This window comes from Corynebacterium uterequi (assembly GCF_001021065.1).
Classification (GTDB): domain Bacteria; phylum Actinomycetota; class Actinomycetes; order Mycobacteriales; family Mycobacteriaceae; genus Corynebacterium; species Corynebacterium uterequi.
In genome coordinates, this window is the sequence record NZ_CP011546.1 from 2,042,603 (window position 1) to 2,064,019 (window position 21,417).

Consider the following 21,417-nt stretch of genomic DNA (forward strand, 5'->3'; position numbering starts at 1 on the left):
CCCGGCACGCCCCTACACCGTTAAGGGGGCTTGCCACGCACACGACTTCCCTGCTGGTGCCGCTTTCCGCAGAGACCGGGCGCGCGACGTGTACCGTGTCTACACCCACCAGAAGGGGAGTTGATTTCCGACGTGCTTTTAGTACTCGCATCCCTCGTCCTGGCAGCGGTGGTCGCCCCCTTCCTCATCCTGGCGCTCGGCCGCCGCGCCTTTGGCGTGCTGGCCCTCGTCCCGGCTGCTGGATTCGGTTGGGTTGTGCACCACTTTCGAGCCGGGTCGTTCGCCGATGGAGGGGCCTTCACATCGTCCTACCAGTGGATGCCCGCCGCCCATTTGAGCTTTGAGGTCCGGCTGGACTCGCTGTCGGCCATCTTCAGCCTCATCATTCTCGGCGTCGGCGCCCTCGTGCTGCTGTACTGCTGGGGATACTTCGACTCCAACCCGCCCCGCCTCGCCAAGTTCGGCGGCGAGATGGTGTCCTTCACCGCCGTCATGTACGGCCTTGTTATCTCCGACAGCCTGCTACTGATGTACATGTTCTGGGAGATCACCTCGGTGCTCTCCTTCATGCTGGTCGGCTACTACGGTGAGCGGGCGTCGTCGCGGCGCGCCGCCGGCCAGGCCCTCATGGTCACCACCCTCGGCGGACTCGCGATGCTCGTCGGCATCGTGCTCCTCGGGCGCCAGACCGGCATCTGGACGCTGTCGGCCATCCCCACCTTCGTCGACTTGGAAAACACCAGCTACATGCTGCCGGCCATCGGCCTCATCCTGGCCGGCGCGCTCACCAAGTCCGCCATCGCCCCGGCGCACTTCTGGCTGCCCGGCGCGATGGCCGCGCCGACGCCGGTGTCCGCCTACCTGCACTCCGCCGCCATGGTCAAGGCCGGCATCTACCTCGTGGCCCGGCTGGCACCGGACTTCCACGTCATCCCCGGCTGGCACCTCATCGTCATCTCGATGGGCGTGTTCACAATGCTGCTCGGCGGCTGGATGGCGCTGAAGCAGCGCGACCTCAAGCTCATTCTCGCCTACGGCACCGTTTCCCAGCTGGGGTTTATCATCTCGGTCATCTCCATCGGCTCCCGCGAGGCCCTCCAGGCCGGCCTGGCGCTCACCCTGGGGCACTCCCTGTTCAAGGCGGCGCTGTTCATGATCGTCGGCGCCATCGACCACACGTCGGGCACGCGCGACATCTCCAAGCTCTCCGGCCTCGGCCGGCGCGAAAAGCTCACCACCATCCTGGCCACGATCTCCGCGCTATCCATGGGCGGTATCCCGCCGCTGTTCGGGTTCATCGCCAAGGAAACCGCACTCTCGGCGATCCTCGACGAGCCCCTGCTCGTCGGCATGCCTCGAAAGCTGCTCATGGTGGGCCTGGTGCTGGGCTCTATCCTCACCCTGACCTACGCCCTGTACTTCCTGTACGGAGCCTTCGCCACTAAGCGCGCCTCCCACCCGTCGGGCGGCGGCGTGTCGGAGGCGGTCCGTTCGGCGCACCGCATCGGCCCCTCGCTGTGGGTCGCCCCGCTGGTGCTCACCGCCGGCACCGTCGGCTTCGGCCTCTATCCCGCGCCGCTTGACGCGGCGATCACCACCCACTTGGACAACGCCGCCCCGCTCGCCGACGGCGCCCATGCCACCCACCTGGCCCTGTGGCATGGGTTCACGATCCCGCTGCTCATCACGCTGGTCATCATCGTTTTTGGCATCATCGGCTACTGGCAGCGCGATCTGGCGATCAAGAGCCAGTTCTCCGCCCCGGCGCTCGGCTCCGCCGACGACGCCTACGACTCCGTCGTGGACTTCTTCCGGCGCCTGTCCCTGCGGATCACCGCCTCCACCCAGCGCGGCTCCCTGACCATCAACCTGGCCACCATCTTCAGCGTGCTCATCCTGCTGCCGATGGTCTCTCTGCTCTCCGGTGACCGCGTCAGCGTCCGCATGCAGCTGTGGGATACCCCCTGGCAGGCCGTTGCCGCGGTCATCATCATCATTGCGGCGATCGCCACGACGTTCGCCGTCAACCGCCTGTCCGCCGTTATCCTCGTGGGCGTGACCGGCTACGGCATGGTGGGGCTCTTCGTCCTCCACGGCGCCCCCGATCTCGCGCTGACGCAGGCGCTGGTGGAAACCATCGTCATGGTGGTCTTCGTGCTCGTGCTGCGCAAGCTCCCCGCGGCGGCGGACCTCAAGGTCAACGGGCCGTCGAACCGCCTGCGCGCCTGGCTGGCAATCGCCGTCGGCCTATCCGCCTCCGTGGTCACCCTCTTCGCCATCAACGCGCGCAACGCCACCCCGATCAGCGTGTTCATGCCGGAGCTGGCCAAGGACATCGGCCACGGCGCCAACGCGGTCAACGTCCTGCTCGTCGACATCCGCGCGTGGGACACCCTCGGCGAGATCACAGTGCTCGTCATCGCCGGCACCGGCATCGCCTCGCTCGTGTTCCGCAACCGCTCCTTCCAGCGCGAATCCCGCCTGCCGGTGCTCACCGCGCACGGCCGGCGCTGGCTGGCCTCGCCGGTGGAGCCAGAAAAGGCCCAGAACCGCTCGCTCATGGTGGACATCGTCACCCGGATCCTCTTCCCGTCGATGATCGTGCTGTCCCTGTACTTCTTCTTCGCCGGCCACAACGCCCCCGGTGGCGGATTCGCCGGCGGCCTCGTCGCGGCGCTTGCCTTGGTTCTGCGGTATCTCGCCGGCGGCCGCACAGAAGTCGAGGCCACGCTGCCCATCGACGCCGGGCGCATCCTGGGCACCGGCCTGGTCCTTTCGGGCGTGTCCGCGTTGCTGCCCGTGCTCATCCACCAGAACCCGCCGTTGAGCAGCTACTACTGGTCCTGGGAGGAGGTGCCGCTGATCGGCTACTTCTCGCTGCCGTCGGCGATGTTCTTCGACGCCGGGGTGTACCTCATCGTCATCGGCCTCATCAAGCACATCCTCGTCTCGCTCGGGTCCCAGCTCGACCTGGAGGAGGACATGCGCAAGCAACGGGCCCGGGACCGCGCCCGGTCGCTCAAACGACGCGCCGCGCGTCGGCGCCAGGCGGCAACGACGGCCAGTCCCCTGCCTTCTGCGCCGCGCGGTGACCACTCCGCCTCCCTCGACCCGACCATCGACGACGCCCCCGGAAAGGAGCACCACTAGTGGATGCCAACCTCTTCCTCCTCCTCGCCGCCGGGGTCCTCGTGGCCGCCGGGGTGTACCTCATCCTGGACAAGGTGCTCACCCGCATCCTCATGGGGATCCTGCTGCTGGGCAACGGAGCCAACCTGCTCATGCTGCAAGCCGGCGGCCCGGCCGGCTCCCCGCCGATCATGGGCCGCGACAGTGAACCCTACGGCGAACGCATCGCCGACCCGCTCGCCCAGGGCATGATCCTCACCGCCATCGTCATCTCGATGGCCATGAGCGCCTTCATCCTCACCCTCATCTACCGCCAATACCGCTACCGCACAGCGGACATCATCGAAACGGATACGGAGGACGCCGCCATCGCTATCGCGGCCCGCACCCACTCGGCGTCGGCGGCACCGGACCACGACGCCTCCGACGACCCCGCCACCGGCCGCCCCACCCTGCAGGGTGACTCCTTCGGCCTGAAGTCCTTCGAGGGACCCGTGCAGGGGGCCGACAATGAGTGAGCTTGTCGCACCCTACGTGGCCTACGTTCTGCCGTACATGCCCTTCCTTATCCCCTTGCCCGTGCTGGTTCCTGCGCTGGCCGCCGCGGTCATCACCCTCGGGTGGCGCAACATCCAGATCCAACGCGTCATCGCGATGCTCACCCTCGGGTTCCAACTCGCCCTGGCCGCCACGTTCGTGCTGGTCGCTGACGCCGAGGGCATCCAAACTGTCCAGATCGGCGGCTGGGACGCTCCGGTCGGCATCACCATGGTGGTTGACCGTCTCTCCGCCCTCATGCTCTTCGTCAGCGCCATCGTGCTGTTCTGCGTCATGTGGTTCGCCATCGCGCAGGGCGTGCGCGACGGCGGCAAAAACGAGCCAGTCGCCGTGTTCCAGCCGACCTACCTCCTGCTGAGCATGGGCGTCAACCTGTCTTTCCTGGCCGGTGACCTGTTTAACCTCTACGTCGGCTTCGAGGTCTTCCTCGTCGCCTCCTACGTCCTGCTCACCCTCGGCGCCTCCCCGGCCCGAGTGCGAGCCGGCCTGAACTACGTCATCGTGTCCATGGTCTCCTCGATGATCTTCATCCTCGCCATCGTCGGCGTCTACGCCGCTGTCGGCTCCGTCAACCTCGCGCAGGTGGGCATCCGGATGGAGGGCATCCCCGACGGCGTCCGAGCCGCGGTCTTCGGCACCTTGCTCGTGGCGTTCGGGATCAAGGCGGCCGTCGTGCCGCTCGACGCCTGGCTGCCCGACTCCTACCCCACCGCGCCGTCGCTCGTCACCGCCATCTTCGCCGGCCTGCTCACCAAGGTGGGCGTGTACACCATCATCCGCATGCGGTCGACGGTGTTTACCGACGGCTTCTTCGACGACCTCTTCCTCTGGGTGGCCCTGGCCACGATGGTCGTCGGCATCCTCGGTGCCATGGCCCAGAATGACATCAAGCGTCTTTTGTCATTCACCTTGGTCAGCCACATCGGCTACATGATCTTCGGCATCGGTGTGGGCAACGCGCTCGGGCTGTCCGGCGCTATCTTCTACGCCGTCCACCACATCCTCGTCCAGACCGCGCTCTTCCTCGTCGTCGGCCTCATCGAACGCCAGGCCGGCACGTCGTCGCTGCGTCGCCTGGGATCCCTCATGTACACCGCCCCCATCCTGGCGGTGCTGTACTTCATCCCGGCCATCAACCTCGGCGGCATCCCGCCGCTGTCCGGGTTCCTCGGCAAGATCATGCTTTTGCAAGCCGCCGCCAACGAGGGTTCCTGGTTATCCTGGGTCCTCATCGGCGGGGCGGTGGCGACCTCGCTTCTCACCCTGTACGTCATGGTCCTCGTCTGGTCCAAGGGCTTCTGGCGCGACCGCAAGGACGCCCCCGAAGGCCAGCTCGCCAGCGCCCGACCCGCCCCCTTGAGCGACGTCACCGACGAGGTGGAATTCTCCGAACGCGAAGACGTCGGCAAGATCCCCTTCGGCATGTTCGCGTCGACGGCCACCCTCATCGCCGTGTCCACCGCGATCACCTTCGTCGCCGGGCCGCTGTCCGGCATGACGACGCGCGCCGCCCAATCCGCCCAAGACGTCACCATCTACCGTGACGCCGTCCTCGGCGACACCTGGTCCAACCCGGGGCGCACCCTCAACCAACACCGACTCGACCACGGCCAGGACCGGCTCTCCGAACGCCAAGAGCCCCTTCCCGAACCCACCGCCGGCCTCGACGCGCCGAACGACTCCGCTGAGGAGGACCGCTGATGCTGCGCAAAATCCGCCAACGCCTGCGCCCCCTATTCATCCTGTGGACCATCGCCATGTGGTGCCTGCTCATGGGCGAAGTGACCTGGGCTAACCTGCTCGCCGGCTTGGGCGTCGGCGTCCTCGTCGCCGTCGCGCTGCCACTGCCGGCTATGCCCATCGCCGGCATCAAGGTGCACTGGGGGCTCCTGCTCGCCTTCATAGCCGAATGGCTGTGGGACCTCCTGGTTGCCTCGGTCAAGGTGGCTTGGCTCGCCGTCAGGCGCCAGGACCCGCCGCGCACCGCCATCGTCACACTGCCTATGCGGGTAGCCAACGAGCTTGTCCTCTACTTCGCCTGCGTGTCCTACAACCTTCAACCCGGCGGCACGATCACCGACATCGACATCGCCAACCGCACGCTCACCATCCACCTCCTCGACGCCGACGACGACGTCGACCTCCAACGCGAAGCCAACAACGTGGCCGAACTCGAGCGTCGCATGATCCGAATCTTCGAGAGGGTCTAAATGCCAGATCACATCTACAACCTGCTGCTCCTGCTACCCGGATCCCTCATCGCCGTCGCGCTGGTCCTGGTCCTCGGACGGATCGTCGCCGGCCCCGACTCCATGGACCGGATGATCGGCCTCGACGGCTTCATCGCCATCGCCCAATGCACCTTCGCCGTCATCATCTGCTGGACGCTCGACACCACCGCCGTCAACGCCATGCTCGTCGTGGCCCTGCTCGGATTCATCTCCACCGTCTCCGTCGCCCGATTCCGCAAGAGGGATGATGCCAAGTGACCCCCGATTTCCTCACCGTTCACTTCGTCGCCGACGTCGTCTCCCTCCTCCTGCTCACCCTCGGCTCGGTGTTCATCCTCTCCGCGGCCATCGGCGTCCTCCGCTTCGGCGACACCATGTCCCGCGTCCACGCGATCACCAAACCCCAGACCACCGGCCTCATCCTCGCCATCATCGGCACCGCCATCCGAGTCACCGGCTCCGATGACTTCTCCATCGCCGAACGCAGCGACCTCGGGGTTCTGGCGCTCCTCGTGCTCTTCGCGCTGATGACGACTCCGGTCACCGCCCAGCGGCTTGGCCGCATCTCTCGCCGGGAAGGGCTCTACGGCGATATCGAAAGGATGTCCCGCAACGACGCGCCCGCGCCGCGCTCCCTGCGCCGCAAGTAGTCAGGGCCCGCTTCAGCGGGCTCATTGTTTGGGGAGGTGGCGTGCGGCTGCCGACAGCGCTGCTTTGAGCACGTCGCTCGCGCCGCGCCCCTTCCCTTGTTCCTAAGGGGTGCCAGACCACGGCCTGCCGGGCGTCGGCAAGACCCTGCGGCACCCCTTTCGACACAAGCCGGTCGCAGCTCCACCCCACCCCTCGGTTCCAAAGGGGTGCCAGACGACGGCCTGCCGGGCGTCGGCGCGGCCCTTGCGGCACCCTTTCGACACAGGACAGGCCACAGCCCCACCCCGCCCCTCGGTTCCAAAGGGGTGCCAGACGACGGCCTGCCGGGCGTCGGCACGCCCCCTGCGGCACCCCAACGACACAGGCCGGTCGCAGCCCCACCCCGCCCCTCGGTTCCAAAGGGGTGCCAGACGACGGCCTGCCGGGCGTCGGCGCGGCCCTTGCGGCACCCTTTCGACACAAGCTAGCCCACACTAGCCTCGCCGTGTTCGCCTGCCCGACGGCACCCAGGCGCTACCGCACCAAAGGGGTGCCAGTCGAAGCCCAGCCCAGCGTCGGCACGCCCCTTGCGGCACCTCAACGACACAGGACAGGCCGCAGCCCCACCCCGCCCCTCGGTTCCAAAGGGGTGCCAGTCGAAGCCCAACCCGACGCCGGCAGGCCCCTTGCGGCACCCTTTCGACACGCCTGGTCGCAGCCCCACCCCGCCCCTCGGTACCTAAGAGGTGCCAGACCACGCCCAACCCAGCGTCGGCAAGACCCTGCGGCACCCTTTCGACACGCCTGGTCGCAGCCCCACCCCGCCCCTCGGTACCTAAGAGGTGCCAGACCACGCCCAACCCAGCGTCGGCACGCCCCTTGCGGCACCCCAACGACACAGGACAGGCCGCAGCTAGCCTCGCCGAGTTCGCCTGCCCGACGGCACCCAGGCGCTACCGCACCAAAGGGGTGCCAGACCACGCCCAGCCCAGCGTCGGCACGCCCCTTGCGGCACCCCAACGACACAGGCCAGGCCGCAGCCCCACCCCACCCCTCGGTACCAAAGGGGTGCCAGACCACGGCCTGCCGGGCGTCGGCAAGACCCTGCGGCACCCCAACGACACACCTCGCGGGCAACCGCACCGCGTCCGCAACGCCAACGCAGCCTGACCACCTAGCAGCAAAATGCGAGGACCCCAGAGCCGCGGAGTAACAAAAGTGACGAGGCTGCGGCGCTGGGGTCCGGGGCGTTGAGGAGCCGGTCACCGGAACGCTCCGGGCCCGGGCACTGCGGCGCCGGGGTTAGCGCTCGGGGAGGAGCTGGGTGAGTTCGTCGCAGGTGGCGTCGACGGCGGGTTTCCAGTCTCCGGTGCGTTCGTGGATGCGTCGCTGCCGGGAGTAGCCGGCGCCACGTTCGAGGATTTCCGGCACGAGGCCGAGCTCCGTGGCGCAGTCCAGTTCGTGGGCGAGAGGCATGAGTTCGTCGACGAGTTCGGTGAGTTCCTGGGTGACCCAGCGTTCCTCCGTGTCGCGGGAGGTGATGACGAGGGCTTCGAGGCCGTAGCGGGCGGCGCGCCACTTGTTTTCCGCGTTGTGCCAGTCCTGGAGGGTGGGCAGGGGTTCACCGCGGTCGATCATGCGGTCGAAGTGGACAACCAGGCAGTGGGTGAGGGCGACGACGGCGGAGAGTTCACGCAGGTTGGAGGTGGCGTCGGCGATGCGGACTTCGATGGTGCCCCACTTGGAGGCGGGGCGGACGTCGAAGTGCATGGAGCCCGTGTGGTTGGTCACGCCGGAGGTGGCCTGGTCGGTTTGGAATTGTTCCCACTGCTGCCAGCTGTCGAACTGGTAGGGCATGCCGGCGGTGGGCAGCTGCTGGTAGAGCATGGTCCGGTTGGAGGCGTAGCCGGTGTCGAGTCCATCCCATCCGGGCGAGGATGCGGAGATCGCCAGCAGGTGCGGGTACTTGGTCATCAGGGCGTTGATGATGGGCCAGACGCGGTCCTCGTGGCTGATGCCGATGTGGACGTGGATTCCCCAGATGAGCATCTGTTGGCCCCAGTACTGGGTGCGGTTGATGATCTCCGAGTAGGTCATCTTGGCGCTGACGGGCTGCTGCCGGAAGTCGGAGAAGGGGTGGGATCCGGATGCCCATAGGCGCAGGCCGAGGTCGTCGGCGCCGGCGCGCAGGGCGTCGATGCCGCGTCGGAGCTCGTCGACGGCGGTGGGGACCGAGTCGTGGACTCCGGTGACGAGTTCGACGGTGTTTTGGAGGAACTCTCGCTCGAAGTGCTGCTCGGGGTGGGTGGCGTTGACGATGTCGATGAGTTCGACGGCCTTGGGCACGAGGTCTCGGCTGACGGGGTCAACGAGGCCCACCTCCCACTCGACTCCGAGGGTGGGGCGGGCAGATCGGTTGAAGTGTTCGGCCACTAGAAGTTCAGTGCTCCGATGAGGGCGAGGGTGATTTCGCCGTTGCCGCGGAAGTCGCCGGGCAGTTGGTCGATGTTCGGCTCGGCGACGGCGTCGACGCCGTAGGTGTTCTTCAGCTCGGCGACGAGGTCCCTGGCGGCCTGCTCGCCGGCGGCGTCACCGGGCTGGTAGAACACGGTGTTTCGCTGGAGCTTGGCGGCCTGCTCGGGCAGGTTGCCGTGCTGGCCGACCTTCTTGCCGCTGGCGTAGAAGTGCTGGTGGGTCTGCTCGGCGAGGCCGGAAACGGTGGAGTTGTTAAGGATGTTGATCTCGGTCGGGCCGCTAGCAGCCGGTGCCGGCTGGGCTGCGGGCGCCGGGGCGTTCGTGGATCCTTCGGCGTCCTTGCCGTCCGCGTCGGGCTTGCCGGAGGTCGACGTGGCGCTGGCGTCGGCGGAGGGCTTGGTCGCGGAGGCGGCGTCGCCGGCCGGGGCGGGTGAGACGCTGGTACTGGCGCTGCCGGCGGCGGCGGTGTTGTCTGGGGTGGCGTTGGGGCTGCCCTGGGTAAGGCTGTAGAGCCCCCAGAGGCCGAAGAGGATAGCGATGGCGATGAGCACCATCGCGAGGCCGCGGACGGGCAGGCCGGTGGCGCCACCGGCGACGGCGTGAGCGCCGCCCGTGGAACGGTCGGAGGGGTCGTAGTCGTCGAGGACCTGATCGTTATCGTTCACGTTTGTCACACTCGTCACTCTAGTTCACTGGAATACACTTCTGTATCTGCTGGGTGCCCCTCTATAGAGGCGGTCCGCCACGGTTTCACCTTAATTACTTACGCTCACGGGCCCGTTCACGCTCGTCAGCGCGTCGATCCCGCCGTCGCCGCAGCCGGGCCGCGAGCAACGGGTACCGCGCCATGACCTCGGGAACATCCACTAGGAGGTTGAGGTGCTGGTAGTAGCGAATCGGCGACATGTCGAATTCGGCCCGGATCGCCTCCTCCTTCGCACCCACGGCCTGCGGGGCTCGCTGCTCGAATTCGAGGATGCGGGCGTCAACGTCAGAGAGTGCAGGCATGTTTACACTGTAAATCATGACAATTAGGCCCATCGTTATCCACGGGGACCCGGTCTTGCACCAGCCCACCGTCGCCGTGACGGAGTCCCCCGAGGAGCTCGCCGAGCTCATCCGGGACATGTACGAGACCATGGACGCTGCCCACGGCGTCGGACTCGCCGCGAATCAAATCGGCGTCAACAAGCGCCTCTTCGTCTACGACTGCCCGGACTTCGACGGCCCCGACCGCACCGAGAAACCCGACGGCTCCACCCGGCGCGGCTGCGTCGTCAACCCCGTCCTGGAGACCTCGGACATCCCCAAGACCATGCCCGACGAGGACGAAGACCAGGAAGGCTGTCTCTCCGTCCCCGGCGAGTCCTTCCCCACCGGCCGCGCCGACTGGGCCCGAGTTACCGGCACCGACGAACACGGCGATCCCGTCACCATCGAGGGGTATGGGTTCTTCGCCCGTTGCCTGCAGCATGAGGTCGGCCACCTCGACGGTTTCGTCTACACCGACGTCCTCATCGGCCGCAACAAGCGCGCCGCCAAGAAGGCCATCAAGCGCAACGGGTGGGTGGAAGAAGGCTTGACCTGGACCCCCGGCGTCGACGAGGACCCCTTCGGCTACTAAATGTCTCGCATCTTCCGCTCCGACGAGGTTCAGGTCGGCGAGCGAGTCGTCGTGCGGCGCCGCGTCGGCGACAAGGCCTCGGACATCATCGGCCACGTCACGTCACTGGAACCCTTCACGGTCCGCCCGCAGGAACGCGGCGGGGCGCCGTCGTCGCTGCCCGAGGTAACCGTACCGGCTGCCGACATCATCATCGTCAAGCGGCTTAGCCCGCGCCGGGTGCGCAACTCGGACATCCGACACGTCGAGGCCGCCCACGCGAAGGCCTTCCCCGGTATTGACCACACCTGGTCCAGCGATGGCCAGTGGCTCCTGCGTGCCGGCGACGGCGTCACGGAGCGCTCCAACTCGGCCACCCCGTTGGGCGCCTCCGCCGGGTTCACGGCCCTGCCCATCGGCGAAATCCTCGATTTCTACGCCCGCCACCGGCTCCCGGCGCGGTTGCACATCCCGGAGCGGCTCGGGCGCGCCGCCGAGCAGCTCGTGGCCGCCGAGCCTCACGCCTGGCAACTCTCGCCGGAGATACTCGTCATGACGCGCCCGCTCGACGACATCGATCCGCACGAGCCCCCCAACCTTCCCGAGGGCCTGAGCGCCCGCGTTGATGACACCCTCGACGACGCGTGGCTGGCCCTCTACCACTTCCGCGGCCAGCGCCTGCCCGTCCGCGCGCTGGAATGGCTGCAGAAGGACATCGACGGCACGATGGGCTTCGCCCGGCTGCTCGACGCCACCGGCGCCACCGTCGCCATCACCCGCGCCACCTTGACTACCAGCGACGACGGCACCCACTGGCTGGGCTACTCGGCGGTAGAGGTGGCCGACGGGTGGCGTCGACGCGGCCTGGGCACCGCCTTGGGCCGCACGGTCATGGCGTGGGGTGCCGCCCACGGAGCACAGCAGGCGTACCTCCAGGTGATCGGCACCAACGACGCCGGCATCGGACTCTACGGCAAGCTGGGATTCATCGAACACCACCGCCACCGCTACGCGACCCGGGTGGCCAGCTGACTTCAGCAGGTACTGTGACTGCTATGCGCATCGCCACGTGGAATGTGAACTCGGTGAGGACGCGGGCAGATCGGGTGACGGGCTTCCTCGCCCGCCACGACGTCGACGTCCTCGCTATGCAGGAGACGAAGTGCTCGGACGATAAGTTCCCCTACCTCGCCTTCGAAGAGGCCGGCTACGAGGTCGCCCACGTCGGCTATCACCAGTACAACGGGGTGGCCATCGCCTCCCGCGTGGGCCTTAGCGACGTGGCCGACCATTTCCCCGGGCAGCCGGGGTTTGCCAAAGACCCGCAGAAGCCGCAGCATCGGGAGGCCCGCGCGGTGGGTGCCACGTGTGGCGGTGTGCGCTTGTGGAGCCTGTACGTGCCGAACGGCCGGCAGATCGGCGACCGGCACTACGACTACAAACTCGCCTTCTACTACGCGCTGGCCCGCTTCTGCGAGCAGGAGACGACGGATCCCGCCCGTCGTTTCGCCATCATGGGCGACTTCAACGTCGCCCCGCGCGATGAGGACGTGTGGGACATGGCCGCCTTCGCCGGGGCCACCCACGTCACCGAGCCCGAGCGGGCCGCTTTCCAGATGGTCGAGGAGTCCGGCCTTCGGGAGGTGACGCGTTCATTGGCGGCGCAGCGGTACACCTACTGGGACTACAAGGCCGGGCGTTTCGGCAAGGACGAAGGCATGCGCATCGACTTCCAGTTCGCCTCGGCGCCCCTGGCGGCGACGGCCCGGGCCGCGTTCGTCGACGTCAAGGAGCGCGCCCAGGCTGGTGCCTCCGACCACGCGCCCGTCGTCGTCGACTACCAGGAGGCAGCAGATTATGACTCGGTCCGCTAGCTGGCGTCGCCTCGCCCGGGTGAAGCCGTGGCAGCTGATCGGCATGGGTATTGATTACAGCATCAAGGTCGCCGCCCTCGGCATCGTCCCGGAAGGCCGGCGTCCCAGCTCGGCAAACGCCTGGCTGCTGCTCATCCTCCTCGTGCCCTTCATCGGCCTGCCGCTGTTCTTGCTCATGGGATCGCCGTATATCAACCGGCGCCGGCACCGCATCCAGCAGGAAGCCAGCGCGATGATCGACGACGTCCAGGCCCACACCCCCAACGCCCCCGAGGACGTCACCCTGCCCCGCGAGGTCGCCTCGATCACGCGCCTCAACCGGGAACTGACCGGGTTCCCCGCCGTGTGGGGCCACAACCTCGGGGTCCACACGGACTACGACGACGCCATCGCGCGCGTCGCCGACGTCATCGACACCGCCACTCACACCGTCAACGCCGAGATCTACATCATGGCGTGGGACGAGACGACGGACGTCTTCTTCCAGTCCCTGGCCCGCGCCGTCGACCGCGGGGTGACGGTGCGGCTCCTCTTCGACCAGATCGGCTCGCTGAAGTACCCCGGTTTCAAGGACCTCGGGGCCCGGCTCGACGACATCGGCGTCGACTGGCACTACATGCTTCCCCTGGCCCCTTGGCGCGGCCGCTTCCGACGCCCTGACCTGCGCAATCACCGCAAGATGATTATCGTCGACAACGACGTCGCCTTCCTCGGCTCCATCAATATGATCGACCGCAGCTACCTCATGCGGGCCAACCGGCGCGCGGGCCGCCAGTGGATCGACTACCTCGTGGAGCTGACGGGGCCCATCGTCGCCTCCATCGAGAATGTCTTCGCCGTGGACTGGTACACCGAATCCGGGGAGGCTCTCGATATCCCCGCCCAGCACGACGTCGGCGGGCGCCCCGGCGACGAGAACCTGCTCCAGCTCATCCCCTCCGGGCCGGGCTACACCACCGAGCCGAACCTGCGGATGTTCACCTCGATCATCCACCACGCGACCACCCGGCTCATCATCTGCTCGCCCTACTTCATCCCCGACGAGTCAGTCCTCGAAGCCGTCACCACCGCCGCCTACCGCGGGGTCCAGGTGGACCTCCTCGTCAGCGAACAGGCCGATCAGTTCCTCGTGGAACACGCCCAGTCCTCCTACTACCACACGCTGCTGGAAGCAGGAATCAGAATCCACGAGTTCCCGGAACCCTACGTTTTGCACTCGAAGTTCCTCATCGCGGATCCCGCCGGCGACGGCACCACCGGCCACCCGCTCGCCACCTTCGGCTCCTCCAACCTGGACATGCGCTCCTTCGGGCTGAACTACGAGGCGACGGTGCTCGTCGCCCAGGGCAACCTCATCGCCCAGTTCACCGAGCTGGCAGAAAACTACATGGCGGTGTCCCACCACCTCACCGCCGCGAAGTGGGAGCGGCGGAGCTGGGCACGCCGCTACGTGGACAACGTGGCCAAGTTGTCCTCGGCGCTGCAATAGGCGCCCCCGTGAACAGCCCGCTTAGGCGTCGCGCCGCTCCAGCAGGGCCACACCGACGGCCCACACCGCCACCGCCCAGCACGCCAGAACGGCCAGCGACCACCACCAGGGTTTCGTCACGATGAGGCTCGTGCTGCTCACGGCGTTGCTGAGATTAACTAAGGGCAGATACTGATGCAGGTCGATGCCGATATCAGGGAGGAACACCACCGCCCGGTCAATACCCATCACCCATAGCAACACGATGATGGAGGTACTTGCCGTCGAACGCACAATCCACGCCACCCCCTGCATCATGAGGCACGCCAGCGCGACGCCCAGCGGAGCGACCCACAACGGCCGCCATGCGACGGAGTGGGCGAATAGGTTACCGAAAACCTTGGGTGCGGTGTGGCCCACCACGGGGCCCATGAGATAACCCGTCACGATCATGAGTGTGACGACGCCAGCGGCGATCGCCATGAACAGCACAGCCTTGGCTGCGGCGACCATCCAACGCTTCGGTGTGGCGAGGTAGGTCAGCCGTGGCAGGTTGTGGCGATATTCGTTGGTCACCATGTGGGCGGCCGCGAGATACAGGAACACGGCGAGAAAGACGGGGACGGCGGCGATGGCGTCCGAGGCGTTGATCAGCACGAACTCCTCAAGGCCCGGGTGGTCCCCTCTGAAGCTATGGGAATGAGACATGGCGCGGATCCGCACAATCATCCCGAAGAGGCAACACACCATGTAGGACACCATGATCCACCAGAAGCTGGCGGTGGTGCGCAGCTTGGTCCACTCCGCGTGTAAAACGTGAACGAACACGACTCTTAAGCCTCCATCTGAGCGTTGTAGTCCACCGCGTCCGACGTCATCCGCAGGTACGCATCCTCCAGCGAACCGGTATACGACGACAGCTCGGACAGCTGTACTCCGGCGTTGAAGGCGAGCGCGCCGACGGCGTCGGAGCTGGCGTTGGAAATGGTGAGGATGGCGCGCCCGTCGGCGTCGACGCCTGCCTCGGCGGTGATGTTCTCCCGCGCCAGGACGTCGCGCAGGCGGTCCATGTCCGGGGTGCGGGCCACCACCCGGTGCCCGGTGTTCTCGGAGGTGAATTGGTGGACGGTGGTCTGCGCGAGCAGGCGCCCGCGGCCGATGATGATGAGGTCGTCGGCGGTATGCGCCATCTCGGCGAGCAGGTGGGAGGAGACGAGCACGGCCCGGCCCTGCCCCGCTAGCTGCTTGAGCAGAGTACGCATCCACCGGATGCCCACCGGGTCGAGTCCGTTGATGGGCTCGTCGAGGATGAGGACCTCCGGGTCTCCCAGCAACGCCGCCCCGAGGCCTAAGCGCTGCGACATGCCCAGGGAGAACCCGCCCGCTTTCTTGTGCTGGACGTCGACCAGGCCTACCAGGCTGAGGACCTTGTCGATGCGTTCTGCGGGTAGGCCGTTGGAGTGGGCGATCCACGCTAGGTGGTCTCGGGCGGAGCGCCGGGGGTGGACCGCTGTCGCGTCGAGCAGGGTGCCCACCACCCGCAGCGGTTGCTTGAGCTTTCGATAGGGCACGCCATTGATGAGCGCCTCGCCGGCGTCGGGCCGGTCGAGCCCCACGATCATCCGCATCGTGGTGGACTTCCCGGAGCCGTTGGGCCCGAGGAAGCCGGTGATGGTGCCGGGGCGGACGGTGAGGGACAAGTCCTTTACCGCGGTGACCCGGCCGTACGTCTTGCTAAGACCGGTGACCTCAATCATGCGTTCGATTGTCTCACAGGCACCGGCCGGCGCGCTGGCCGTCGACGCCCGACGGTGCCCACCAAACTGCGCACCGCGCGGCGCAGGCCCGGGTGCACCGCGCCCACGCCCCGCTTAGTGGCGGCCTTTCTCGCACAGCAGCCGTACCTCGTCCGCCAGCGTCTCCCAGGCTTCGCTGAAGGCGGGCAGCAGCGGGTAGCCGGCAACCTCATCGTGGTGGACCCAGCGCAGTTCCAGGGACTCCTCGTTCGGATCCACCGCGAGCGGCTGTTGCGTCGTCGTGGTGGCGATCACCGTCGAGTACGTCCATCCGCCGGCGAGCTCCGGGCGGGCGGGGTCCGCGTCGAACGGCCCGGCAGTGGTGACCACCTTATGGATGCGCAGCAGCCCCGGGGCGAGGGAGGTCTCCTCGACGGCCTCACGTACGGCGGCGTCGGCGGGGCTTTCGTGGGAGTCGCGGGCGCCCCCGGGCAGGGCCCACGTTCCTCCGCACGCGGTCCAGGGCGCTCGGTGCTGGAGGAGGATCTCCCCGGTGTGCGGGGCGACGAGCAGCAGTCCCGCCGCGCCGAATCGTCCCCACAGGCGGGCGCCGTTGGGGCCCGCCGCCCAGCCGTTTCCGTCGCCGTTCATGGCCTTCCACCCTACCGTGTGGGGGCGCAGCGAGGCGGCCCAGACGCTAGCACGGTGGGATAGGTCACGTTAAAGTGAGAGAATGATCTCGTCCCGAAGCGCCTTGCGTCCGGCCGGCGCAGAGCCTTCCGCCCCGGCGGACTCGTTGGACGATGATTGGCTGGACACGGTCAGCGCGGAGCAGGACGCCCCCCGCGATACCCGCAGCGCCCGCTGGTTCGGGGTGGTGCACGATACCCTCAGCGTCCCTTTTGGCCGGCTCCGGCTCGCCTATTCCTTCCTGGCCACCACCCCGGGGAAAATGCTGGCCACCACGATCGTGCTAGCGATGGCGATCCTCGCGGCGGGTTTCTCCATGTCCCAGTCGTCGGCCCAGCGGCAGCAGGGCCTCGACGAGTTGCTCACCCAGACCGAGCCGCTGAACTTCGCGGCCCACAATCTCTACACCAGTTTGTCGCTGGCGGACACGATCGCTACCAGCGGCTTCGTCGCCGACGGCGCCGAGTCGAGCGAGCAGCTCAACCGCTACTACCGGCAGATCGACCAGGCGGCGGTGGCGGCGACCCAGTCGGCGACGGGTGTCGACCCGGCCAACCCCCGCATTGGGGAGCTCGTGTCCACTATCCAACGTCAGTTGCCGGTCTATACCGGGATGGTGGAGACGGCCCGCACGAACAGCCGATTGGGAAACCCGGTGGGCGTGACCTACATGGCCAACGCCTCGGAGCTCATGAGGGGCACGCTCCTGCCCGCGGCCGCCGAGCTCTTCCAGATCACCTCGGCCCACGTCTCCCACGACCAGAAGGCCCTGACCACGCCGCAGTGGATACCCTTGTCGGGGCTGCTCGCCGCGGTTGTCTTCCTCATCCTGGCGCAGTGGGGCCTGTACCGCGCCACCCGGCGTCGGCTCAACCGGGGTTTCGGCCTGGCCACCATCTTCATGATCGTCGCGATCGTGTGGGTGTCCGCCTCTAATTTCATGACGTGGCAATCCGGGTCGGTGGGCTTCCAGCAAGCCTCGCACCCCTGGGAGGCGCTCACCACTGCGCGTATTCTCGCCCAGCAGACCCAGACGACGGAGACCTTCGCCCTCATGCGCCGCGAGAGCGCCGGCGACACCGCCGTGTCCTTCGAGGAGATGGCCCAGGCCACCCACGCCGCCCTCGACGCCGTGGAGGCCCGGCCCGCCGTCGAGCCGTCGACGGCCACCACCGCCCACATCGAGCGCGCCCGGCAGGCCCTCGAGGACTGGGGTGAGGCGCACGACGCCTACCTCGACACCTTGGAGCGCGGCGACTTCGACGAAGGCTCCCGGCTGGTCACCGCCGGCTCCGCGGACGACGGGGTGCCCTCGGTGGCGCGCTCGGCAACGACCCTGGATCGCCAGCTCAGCGCCCTCATCAACGATGCCCGGATCACCATGCGCTCCTTCATCGCCGGGGGCCGTGACGCCACCACCACCGTCGCCACGGCGGTGTTTCTGCTTTCCCTCGCGGCGGTGCTCTCGGTGGCGTTCGGCATCCGCGCCCGGCTACAGGAGTACCTGTGATGCGCCGCCCCCGCTGCCCGCGCCACCCCCGCCGCCCCCGCTGCATCGTGGCGGGCGTCGGCGCTGCCCTGCTATTCGGGGCCGCGGGGCTGGTGGGGTGCGCCGCGCCGGCGCTCGACGAAGACTTCATCGCCAGCGCCGGCGGGATCGACGCCTCTGGCCCCTCCGACCCGGGGATGCCGCTGCCCGCCGGCAGCGAACTCATTCACTTCAGTGACCGCGCCGAACACCGGAGTCCCGACGAACCGGTCCCCACCATCGCCCCTGATGGCCGGCCGCCTGGCGAGCTCGTGCCGAGGATCGTCGAACGCGGGCGGCTCATCGTCGGCATCGACCAGTCCCAAAACCGCCTGTCCTTCCGCAACCCGGTCAGCGGCCGGCTGGAGGGATTCGAGGTGGCCCTCGGCCGGGAGATCGCCCGCGACATCTTCGGCGACCCGAACGCGGTGGACTTCCGCTTCATCCACTCCGACGACCTTGCCGGCGTTCTCAACGACGGGCAGGTCGACGTGATCCTCCGCGCCATGACCATCACCCCCGAACGCGCCGAGTCTGTCACCTTCTCCGCCCCGTACCTCACCGCGACGAAGCGACTGCTGCTACCTACCGATTCCGCCATCCGCGGCTACCAAGACCTCACCCACCACCGCGTGTGCGTCGCCGCCGGCTCCACGTCGCTGGATGTCCTGCCGGCACTCGTCGACGAGGTGACGGTGCTCACGGTACGACGCTGGTCCGACTGCCTCCTCGCCCTCCAGCAGGGGCAGGTCGACGCCATCTTCGGCGACGACGCCATCCTCAGCGGCATCGCAGACCAGGACCTGTTTACCGAGATGGCCGGCACGCCGGCGACCACCGAACACTACGGCGCCATCATGCCTCTGGCCACCACGCCTGAGCGCCAGAACCTGGTGCGTCAGGTCAACGCCACCTTGGAGCGTATCCGCACCGACGGCACCTGGGAGAAGCTGTATAACCGCTGGTTCGACGACGCCTTGACCTACTACCATCCCCCGGCCCCGGTCTACGCCCGGGAGCCGGCGACACCCGCCGACCCCGGAGAAGAGGTGGATACCCCGTGAGCACTCAGCGGAAGGAAAACCAGCTCACTGAAGCTGTGGTCTTCGATCCCTTCGCCGACGACGACCCGACGTATCAGGACGGCGAAAGCGGCGGCACCGAGGCCGTCCACCACGACCCGGCCACCTCCGCCACCGTGGTCGGTCACACCTCGGCGGTGGCCTTCGACCCCTTCGCCGACGACGATGAGGACGACGAGGAGCTCGGCGACGATGACCTCGCCGAACTGCTCAAGGACCTCGGTCAGCTGCGCGACGCCCCCAACGACGCCTCCGAGCGAGCCCGGCGCGAGGCGCTGACGACGTTTCGTTCCCGCCACGGCGCGGCCCGCGCCACGCGCCCGGTGGCCGACGGCATGGTCGAGCTGCCCTTCATCCCGCCCACCGAGCCGGCCAACGTCCTCAAGGACCCGTCGGCCATCCACGCCGAACACAACATTCCACTGCCGCAGCTCACCCCGGGGGATACCGTCGCGGACCAGTATGAGATCCTCGGGGTCATCGCCCACGGCGGCATGGGGTGGATCTACCTGGCCTACGACCACCACGTCTCCGGACGCCTCGTGGTGCTGAAGGGGATGCTGTCGGAGAAGTCCGCCGAGGAGACCGCCGCAGCCGGCGCGGAACGGGAGTTTTTGGCCGGCATCACCCACCCGGGCATCGTCAAGATCTTCAACTTCATCGATGATCCCCGCGTGCCCGGTGGCTTCATCGTCATGGAGTACGTGGGCGGGCCGTCGCTGCGCGCCCGGCGCAACGCCCAGGAGGGCCACCTGCTGCCCATCGACGTGGCCATCGGCTACATCCTGGAGATCTTGCCCGCCCTGGACTACCTCCATTCCCGCGGCGTCGTGTACAACGACCTCAAGCCGGACAACATCATCGTCACCGAGGACCAGGTCAAGCTCATTGACCTCGGCGCGGTGTCGGGTATCGGGTCTTATGGCTACATCTACGGAACCAAGGGCTTCCAGGCACCCGACGTCGCCCAGCATGGCCCGACGATCGCCTCCGATATCTACACGATCGGCCGGACGTTGGCGGCGTTGACCATCGCGCTGCCCGTCGAGGACGGGGTGTACCTGCCCGGCCTGCCGTCGCCGTCGTCGGACCCGACGCTGCGCCGCTACCTCTCCTTTTACCGCCTGCTCAAGCGGGCTACAGACCCCAACCCGGCGCGCCGCTTCGCCTCCGTCGCTGAGCTGGAGGGTCAGCTCTACGGGGTGCTCCGGGAGGTCATCGCCCTGCGCGACGGCACCTACCACCCGGCACAGCACGCCCTGTTCTCCCCGCAGCGCACCACCTTCGGCACCAAGCACCTGGTGTTTCGCACCGATCAGCTCATTGACGGCATCGACCGAACCATCCGGATCACCCCGGACGAGGTCGTCGCCGCCCTGCCCACCCCACTGCTGGACCGCAACGACGTCGGCGCCCCAATGCTGCAGGGTTTCTCCTACACCGAGCCGCAGGAAGCGCTGGAGACCATGCGCCAGGCGATGCAGACCGAGGAATACCAGCACTCGGCGGAGATTCCGCTGGGCGTGGTCCGAGCGATGCTCGACCTGGGACTGACGTCGCAGGCGAAGAATTGGCTGGCGTCGCTCGGCGAGCGCTTCGTCACCGACTGGCGCTACCAGTGGTACGCGGGGGTGACGGCGCTTCTGCTCGACGACTACACCGATGCGCAGATGCACTTCAACGAGGTTCTGTCCATCCTGCCCGGCGAGGCGGCGCCCAAGTTGGCGCTCGCGGCCGTCGACGAGCTCATCCTCCAGGTCTCCGACATGCAGCACACCCAGCTGATGACGCCCCGGGTGGCGCGCACCGCCTCGGGCCTGGGGGAATCCCTCGCGGACATCGACAACGCCTTCTTCGACCGCTACACCGACGACATCTGGTCCCACCTGACCACCGACCCGAAGCTCCTGCGCTTCCACGCCATGCGGCTCTACGGCATGGTGTGGGCGACCAACCCCACGACGGTGTCGAGCGCCTTCGGCCTCTCGCGCCAGCTCGTGGCGGAGGGGCTCACGGAGATGGCGGTGCAGGCGCTCGACCGGGTGCCGGCGGGGTCGCGGCACCACCGGATGGCGAAGCTGACGACCATCCTCGAACTCATCGGGGCGGGGCTGAGCGAATCCCGGATCCGGCGGGCGGCCCGGCGCCTGGAGGAGATCCCCCTCAGCGAGCCTAGGTTCTTGCAGATCAAGATCGCGGTGCTCTCGGCTGCGCTGGAGTTCCTGCAGTCCAAGGGGCTGCGCAAGGCGGCGTCGAAGAACAATCTCTTCGACTATCCCTTCTCCGAGCGGGGGCTGCGCACCGCGTTGGCGGGGGCGCTGCGGCGGCAGGCGCGGGTGGCGCCGTCGCCGAAGCACCGCTACGCGCTGGTGGATATGGCTAACCAGGTGCGCCCCGTCACCTGGTTCTAGCG

At 67.7% G+C, this 21,417-nt stretch carries 19 protein-coding genes; 13 read left to right on the forward strand and 6 right to left on the reverse strand.

The genetic code is table 11. The features are described from left to right. Positions 1-132: 132 nt before the first annotated feature. The 6 genes from CUTER_RS09460 to CUTER_RS09485 are packed head-to-tail and all read left to right on the forward strand — an operon-like array spanning position 133 to position 6,568. Entirely contained in the window at positions 133-3,150 is a 3,018-nt protein-coding gene (locus tag CUTER_RS09460; protein ID WP_047260752.1) for a Na+/H+ antiporter subunit A, read from the forward strand. Further along, positions 3,150-3,647, forward strand: a complete 498-nt coding sequence (locus tag CUTER_RS09465) for a Na(+)/H(+) antiporter subunit C (RefSeq protein ID WP_047260213.1) — start codon at positions 3,150-3,152, stop codon at positions 3,645-3,647. Before CUTER_RS09460 ends, CUTER_RS09465 begins: the two co-directional genes overlap by 1 nt. Next, positions 3,640-5,388, forward strand: coding sequence for a Na+/H+ antiporter subunit D (locus tag CUTER_RS09470; protein ID WP_047260214.1), 1,749 nt, complete (start codon positions 3,640-3,642; stop codon positions 5,386-5,388). Before CUTER_RS09465 ends, CUTER_RS09470 begins: the two co-directional genes overlap by 8 nt. Then, complete coding sequence (locus CUTER_RS09475; RefSeq protein WP_047260215.1) at positions 5,388-5,897, forward strand: Na+/H+ antiporter subunit E; 510 nt, start codon at positions 5,388-5,390, stop codon at positions 5,895-5,897. The genes CUTER_RS09470 and CUTER_RS09475 overlap by 1 nt, the downstream gene beginning before the upstream one ends. Then, on the forward strand, positions 5,898-6,176 hold the full coding sequence (locus CUTER_RS09480) for a monovalent cation/H+ antiporter complex subunit F (protein ID WP_047260216.1): 279 nt from the start codon (positions 5,898-5,900) through the stop codon (positions 6,174-6,176). Next, a complete protein-coding gene (locus tag CUTER_RS09485; protein WP_047260217.1) occupies positions 6,173-6,568 on the forward strand; it encodes a monovalent cation/H(+) antiporter subunit G in 396 nt (131 codons plus the stop codon). Before CUTER_RS09480 ends, CUTER_RS09485 begins: the two co-directional genes overlap by 4 nt. A 1,282-nt stretch (positions 6,569-7,850) precedes the next feature. Here CUTER_RS09485 and CUTER_RS09490 read toward each other — a convergent pair. The 3 genes from CUTER_RS09490 to CUTER_RS09500 all read right to left on the reverse strand — a co-directional run bounded on the left by CUTER_RS09490 (position 7,851) and on the right by CUTER_RS09500 (position 10,031). Then, positions 7,851-8,981, reverse strand: coding sequence for a glutamate--cysteine ligase (locus CUTER_RS09490; RefSeq protein WP_047260218.1), 1,131 nt, complete (start codon positions 8,979-8,981; stop codon positions 7,851-7,853). After that, entirely contained in the window at positions 8,981-9,697 is a 717-nt protein-coding gene (locus CUTER_RS09495) for a LytR C-terminal domain-containing protein (protein WP_047260219.1), read from the reverse strand. The genes CUTER_RS09490 and CUTER_RS09495 overlap by 1 nt, the downstream gene beginning before the upstream one ends. Positions 9,698-9,782: 85 nt before the next feature. Next, positions 9,783-10,031 carry a DUF3263 domain-containing protein gene (locus CUTER_RS09500; protein ID WP_047260220.1) on the reverse strand — a complete coding sequence of 83 codons (249 nt, stop codon included), beginning with the start codon at positions 10,029-10,031 and terminating at the stop codon, positions 9,783-9,785. Between the two features lie 16 nt (positions 10,032-10,047). Here CUTER_RS09500 and CUTER_RS09505 point away from each other — a divergent pair, with 16 nt between their 5' ends. The 4 genes from CUTER_RS09505 to CUTER_RS09520 are packed head-to-tail and all read left to right on the forward strand — an operon-like array spanning position 10,048 to position 13,989. Beyond that, positions 10,048-10,647, forward strand: a complete 600-nt coding sequence (locus CUTER_RS09505) for a peptide deformylase (protein ID WP_047260221.1) — start codon at positions 10,048-10,050, stop codon at positions 10,645-10,647. Then, positions 10,648-11,658 carry an N-acetylglutamate synthase, CG3035 family gene (locus tag CUTER_RS09510; protein ID WP_047260222.1) on the forward strand — a complete coding sequence of 337 codons (1,011 nt, stop codon included), beginning with the start codon at positions 10,648-10,650 and terminating at the stop codon, positions 11,656-11,658. Positions 11,659-11,681: 23 nt separating this feature from the next. Beyond that, positions 11,682-12,500 (forward strand): exodeoxyribonuclease III, encoded by an 819-nt coding sequence (locus CUTER_RS09515; protein ID WP_047260223.1) that lies wholly within the window; start codon positions 11,682-11,684, stop codon positions 12,498-12,500. Next, on the forward strand, positions 12,484-13,989 hold the full coding sequence (locus CUTER_RS09520) for a phospholipase D-like domain-containing protein (RefSeq protein WP_047260224.1): 1,506 nt from the start codon (positions 12,484-12,486) through the stop codon (positions 13,987-13,989). The genes CUTER_RS09515 and CUTER_RS09520 overlap by 17 nt, the downstream gene beginning before the upstream one ends. A 21-nt stretch (positions 13,990-14,010) precedes the next feature. Here CUTER_RS09520 and CUTER_RS09525 read toward each other — a convergent pair whose 3' ends face one another. The 3 genes from CUTER_RS09525 to CUTER_RS09535 form a co-directional block, all read right to left on the reverse strand. Further along, entirely contained in the window at positions 14,011-14,796 is a 786-nt protein-coding gene (locus CUTER_RS09525) for an ABC transporter permease (RefSeq protein ID WP_047260225.1), read from the reverse strand. 5 nt (positions 14,797-14,801) lie between these two features. Further along, a complete protein-coding gene (locus CUTER_RS09530; protein ID WP_047260226.1) occupies positions 14,802-15,725 on the reverse strand; it encodes an ABC transporter ATP-binding protein in 924 nt (307 codons plus the stop codon). A 114-nt stretch (positions 15,726-15,839) separates the two neighbouring features. Continuing rightward, complete coding sequence (locus tag CUTER_RS09535; RefSeq protein ID WP_047260227.1) at positions 15,840-16,355, reverse strand: NUDIX domain-containing protein; 516 nt, start codon at positions 16,353-16,355, stop codon at positions 15,840-15,842. Positions 16,356-16,437: 82 nt separating this feature from the next. On the opposite strand from CUTER_RS09535, the gene CUTER_RS09540 reads away from it, so the two are divergent. From CUTER_RS09540 to CUTER_RS09550, 3 genes are read left to right on the forward strand one after another with little or no spacing between them, the layout of a single operon-like run. Then, complete coding sequence (locus CUTER_RS09540; RefSeq protein WP_047260228.1) at positions 16,438-17,904, forward strand: membrane protein; 1,467 nt, start codon at positions 16,438-16,440, stop codon at positions 17,902-17,904. Next, positions 17,904-18,986 carry a glutamate ABC transporter substrate-binding protein gene (locus CUTER_RS09545; RefSeq protein ID WP_047260229.1) on the forward strand — a complete coding sequence of 361 codons (1,083 nt, stop codon included), beginning with the start codon at positions 17,904-17,906 and terminating at the stop codon, positions 18,984-18,986. Before CUTER_RS09540 ends, CUTER_RS09545 begins: the two co-directional genes overlap by 1 nt. Further along, a complete protein-coding gene (locus tag CUTER_RS09550) occupies positions 18,983-21,415 on the forward strand; it encodes a serine/threonine protein kinase (protein ID WP_047260230.1) in 2,433 nt (810 codons plus the stop codon). Before CUTER_RS09545 ends, CUTER_RS09550 begins: the two co-directional genes overlap by 4 nt. Positions 21,416-21,417: the final 2 nt, after the last annotated feature.

Coding starts and splice junctions, on each gene's coding strand:
- CUTER_RS09535 (WP_047260227.1), bottom strand. CDS start 16,355: ATGAACGGCGACGGAAACGGCTGGGCGGCGGGCCCCAACGGCGCCCGC.
- CUTER_RS09475 (WP_047260215.1), top strand. CDS start 5,388: ATGCTGCGCAAAATCCGCCAACGCCTGCGCCCCCTATTCATCCTGTGG.
- CUTER_RS09480 (WP_047260216.1), top strand. CDS start 5,898: ATGCCAGATCACATCTACAACCTGCTGCTCCTGCTACCCGGATCCCTC.
- CUTER_RS09515 (WP_047260223.1), top strand. CDS start 11,682: ATGCGCATCGCCACGTGGAATGTGAACTCGGTGAGGACGCGGGCAGAT.
- CUTER_RS09520 (WP_047260224.1), top strand. CDS start 12,484: ATGACTCGGTCCGCTAGCTGGCGTCGCCTCGCCCGGGTGAAGCCGTGG.
- CUTER_RS09510 (WP_047260222.1), top strand. CDS start 10,648: ATGTCTCGCATCTTCCGCTCCGACGAGGTTCAGGTCGGCGAGCGAGTC.
- CUTER_RS09540 (WP_047260228.1), top strand. CDS start 16,438: ATGATCTCGTCCCGAAGCGCCTTGCGTCCGGCCGGCGCAGAGCCTTCC.
- CUTER_RS09505 (WP_047260221.1), top strand. CDS start 10,048: ATGACAATTAGGCCCATCGTTATCCACGGGGACCCGGTCTTGCACCAG.
- CUTER_RS09530 (WP_047260226.1), bottom strand. CDS start 15,725: ATGATTGAGGTCACCGGTCTTAGCAAGACGTACGGCCGGGTCACCGCG.
- CUTER_RS09500 (WP_047260220.1), bottom strand. CDS start 10,031: ATGCCTGCACTCTCTGACGTTGACGCCCGCATCCTCGAATTCGAGCAG.
- CUTER_RS09470 (WP_047260214.1), top strand. CDS start 3,640: ATGAGTGAGCTTGTCGCACCCTACGTGGCCTACGTTCTGCCGTACATG.
- CUTER_RS09545 (WP_047260229.1), top strand. CDS start 17,904: ATGCGCCGCCCCCGCTGCCCGCGCCACCCCCGCCGCCCCCGCTGCATC.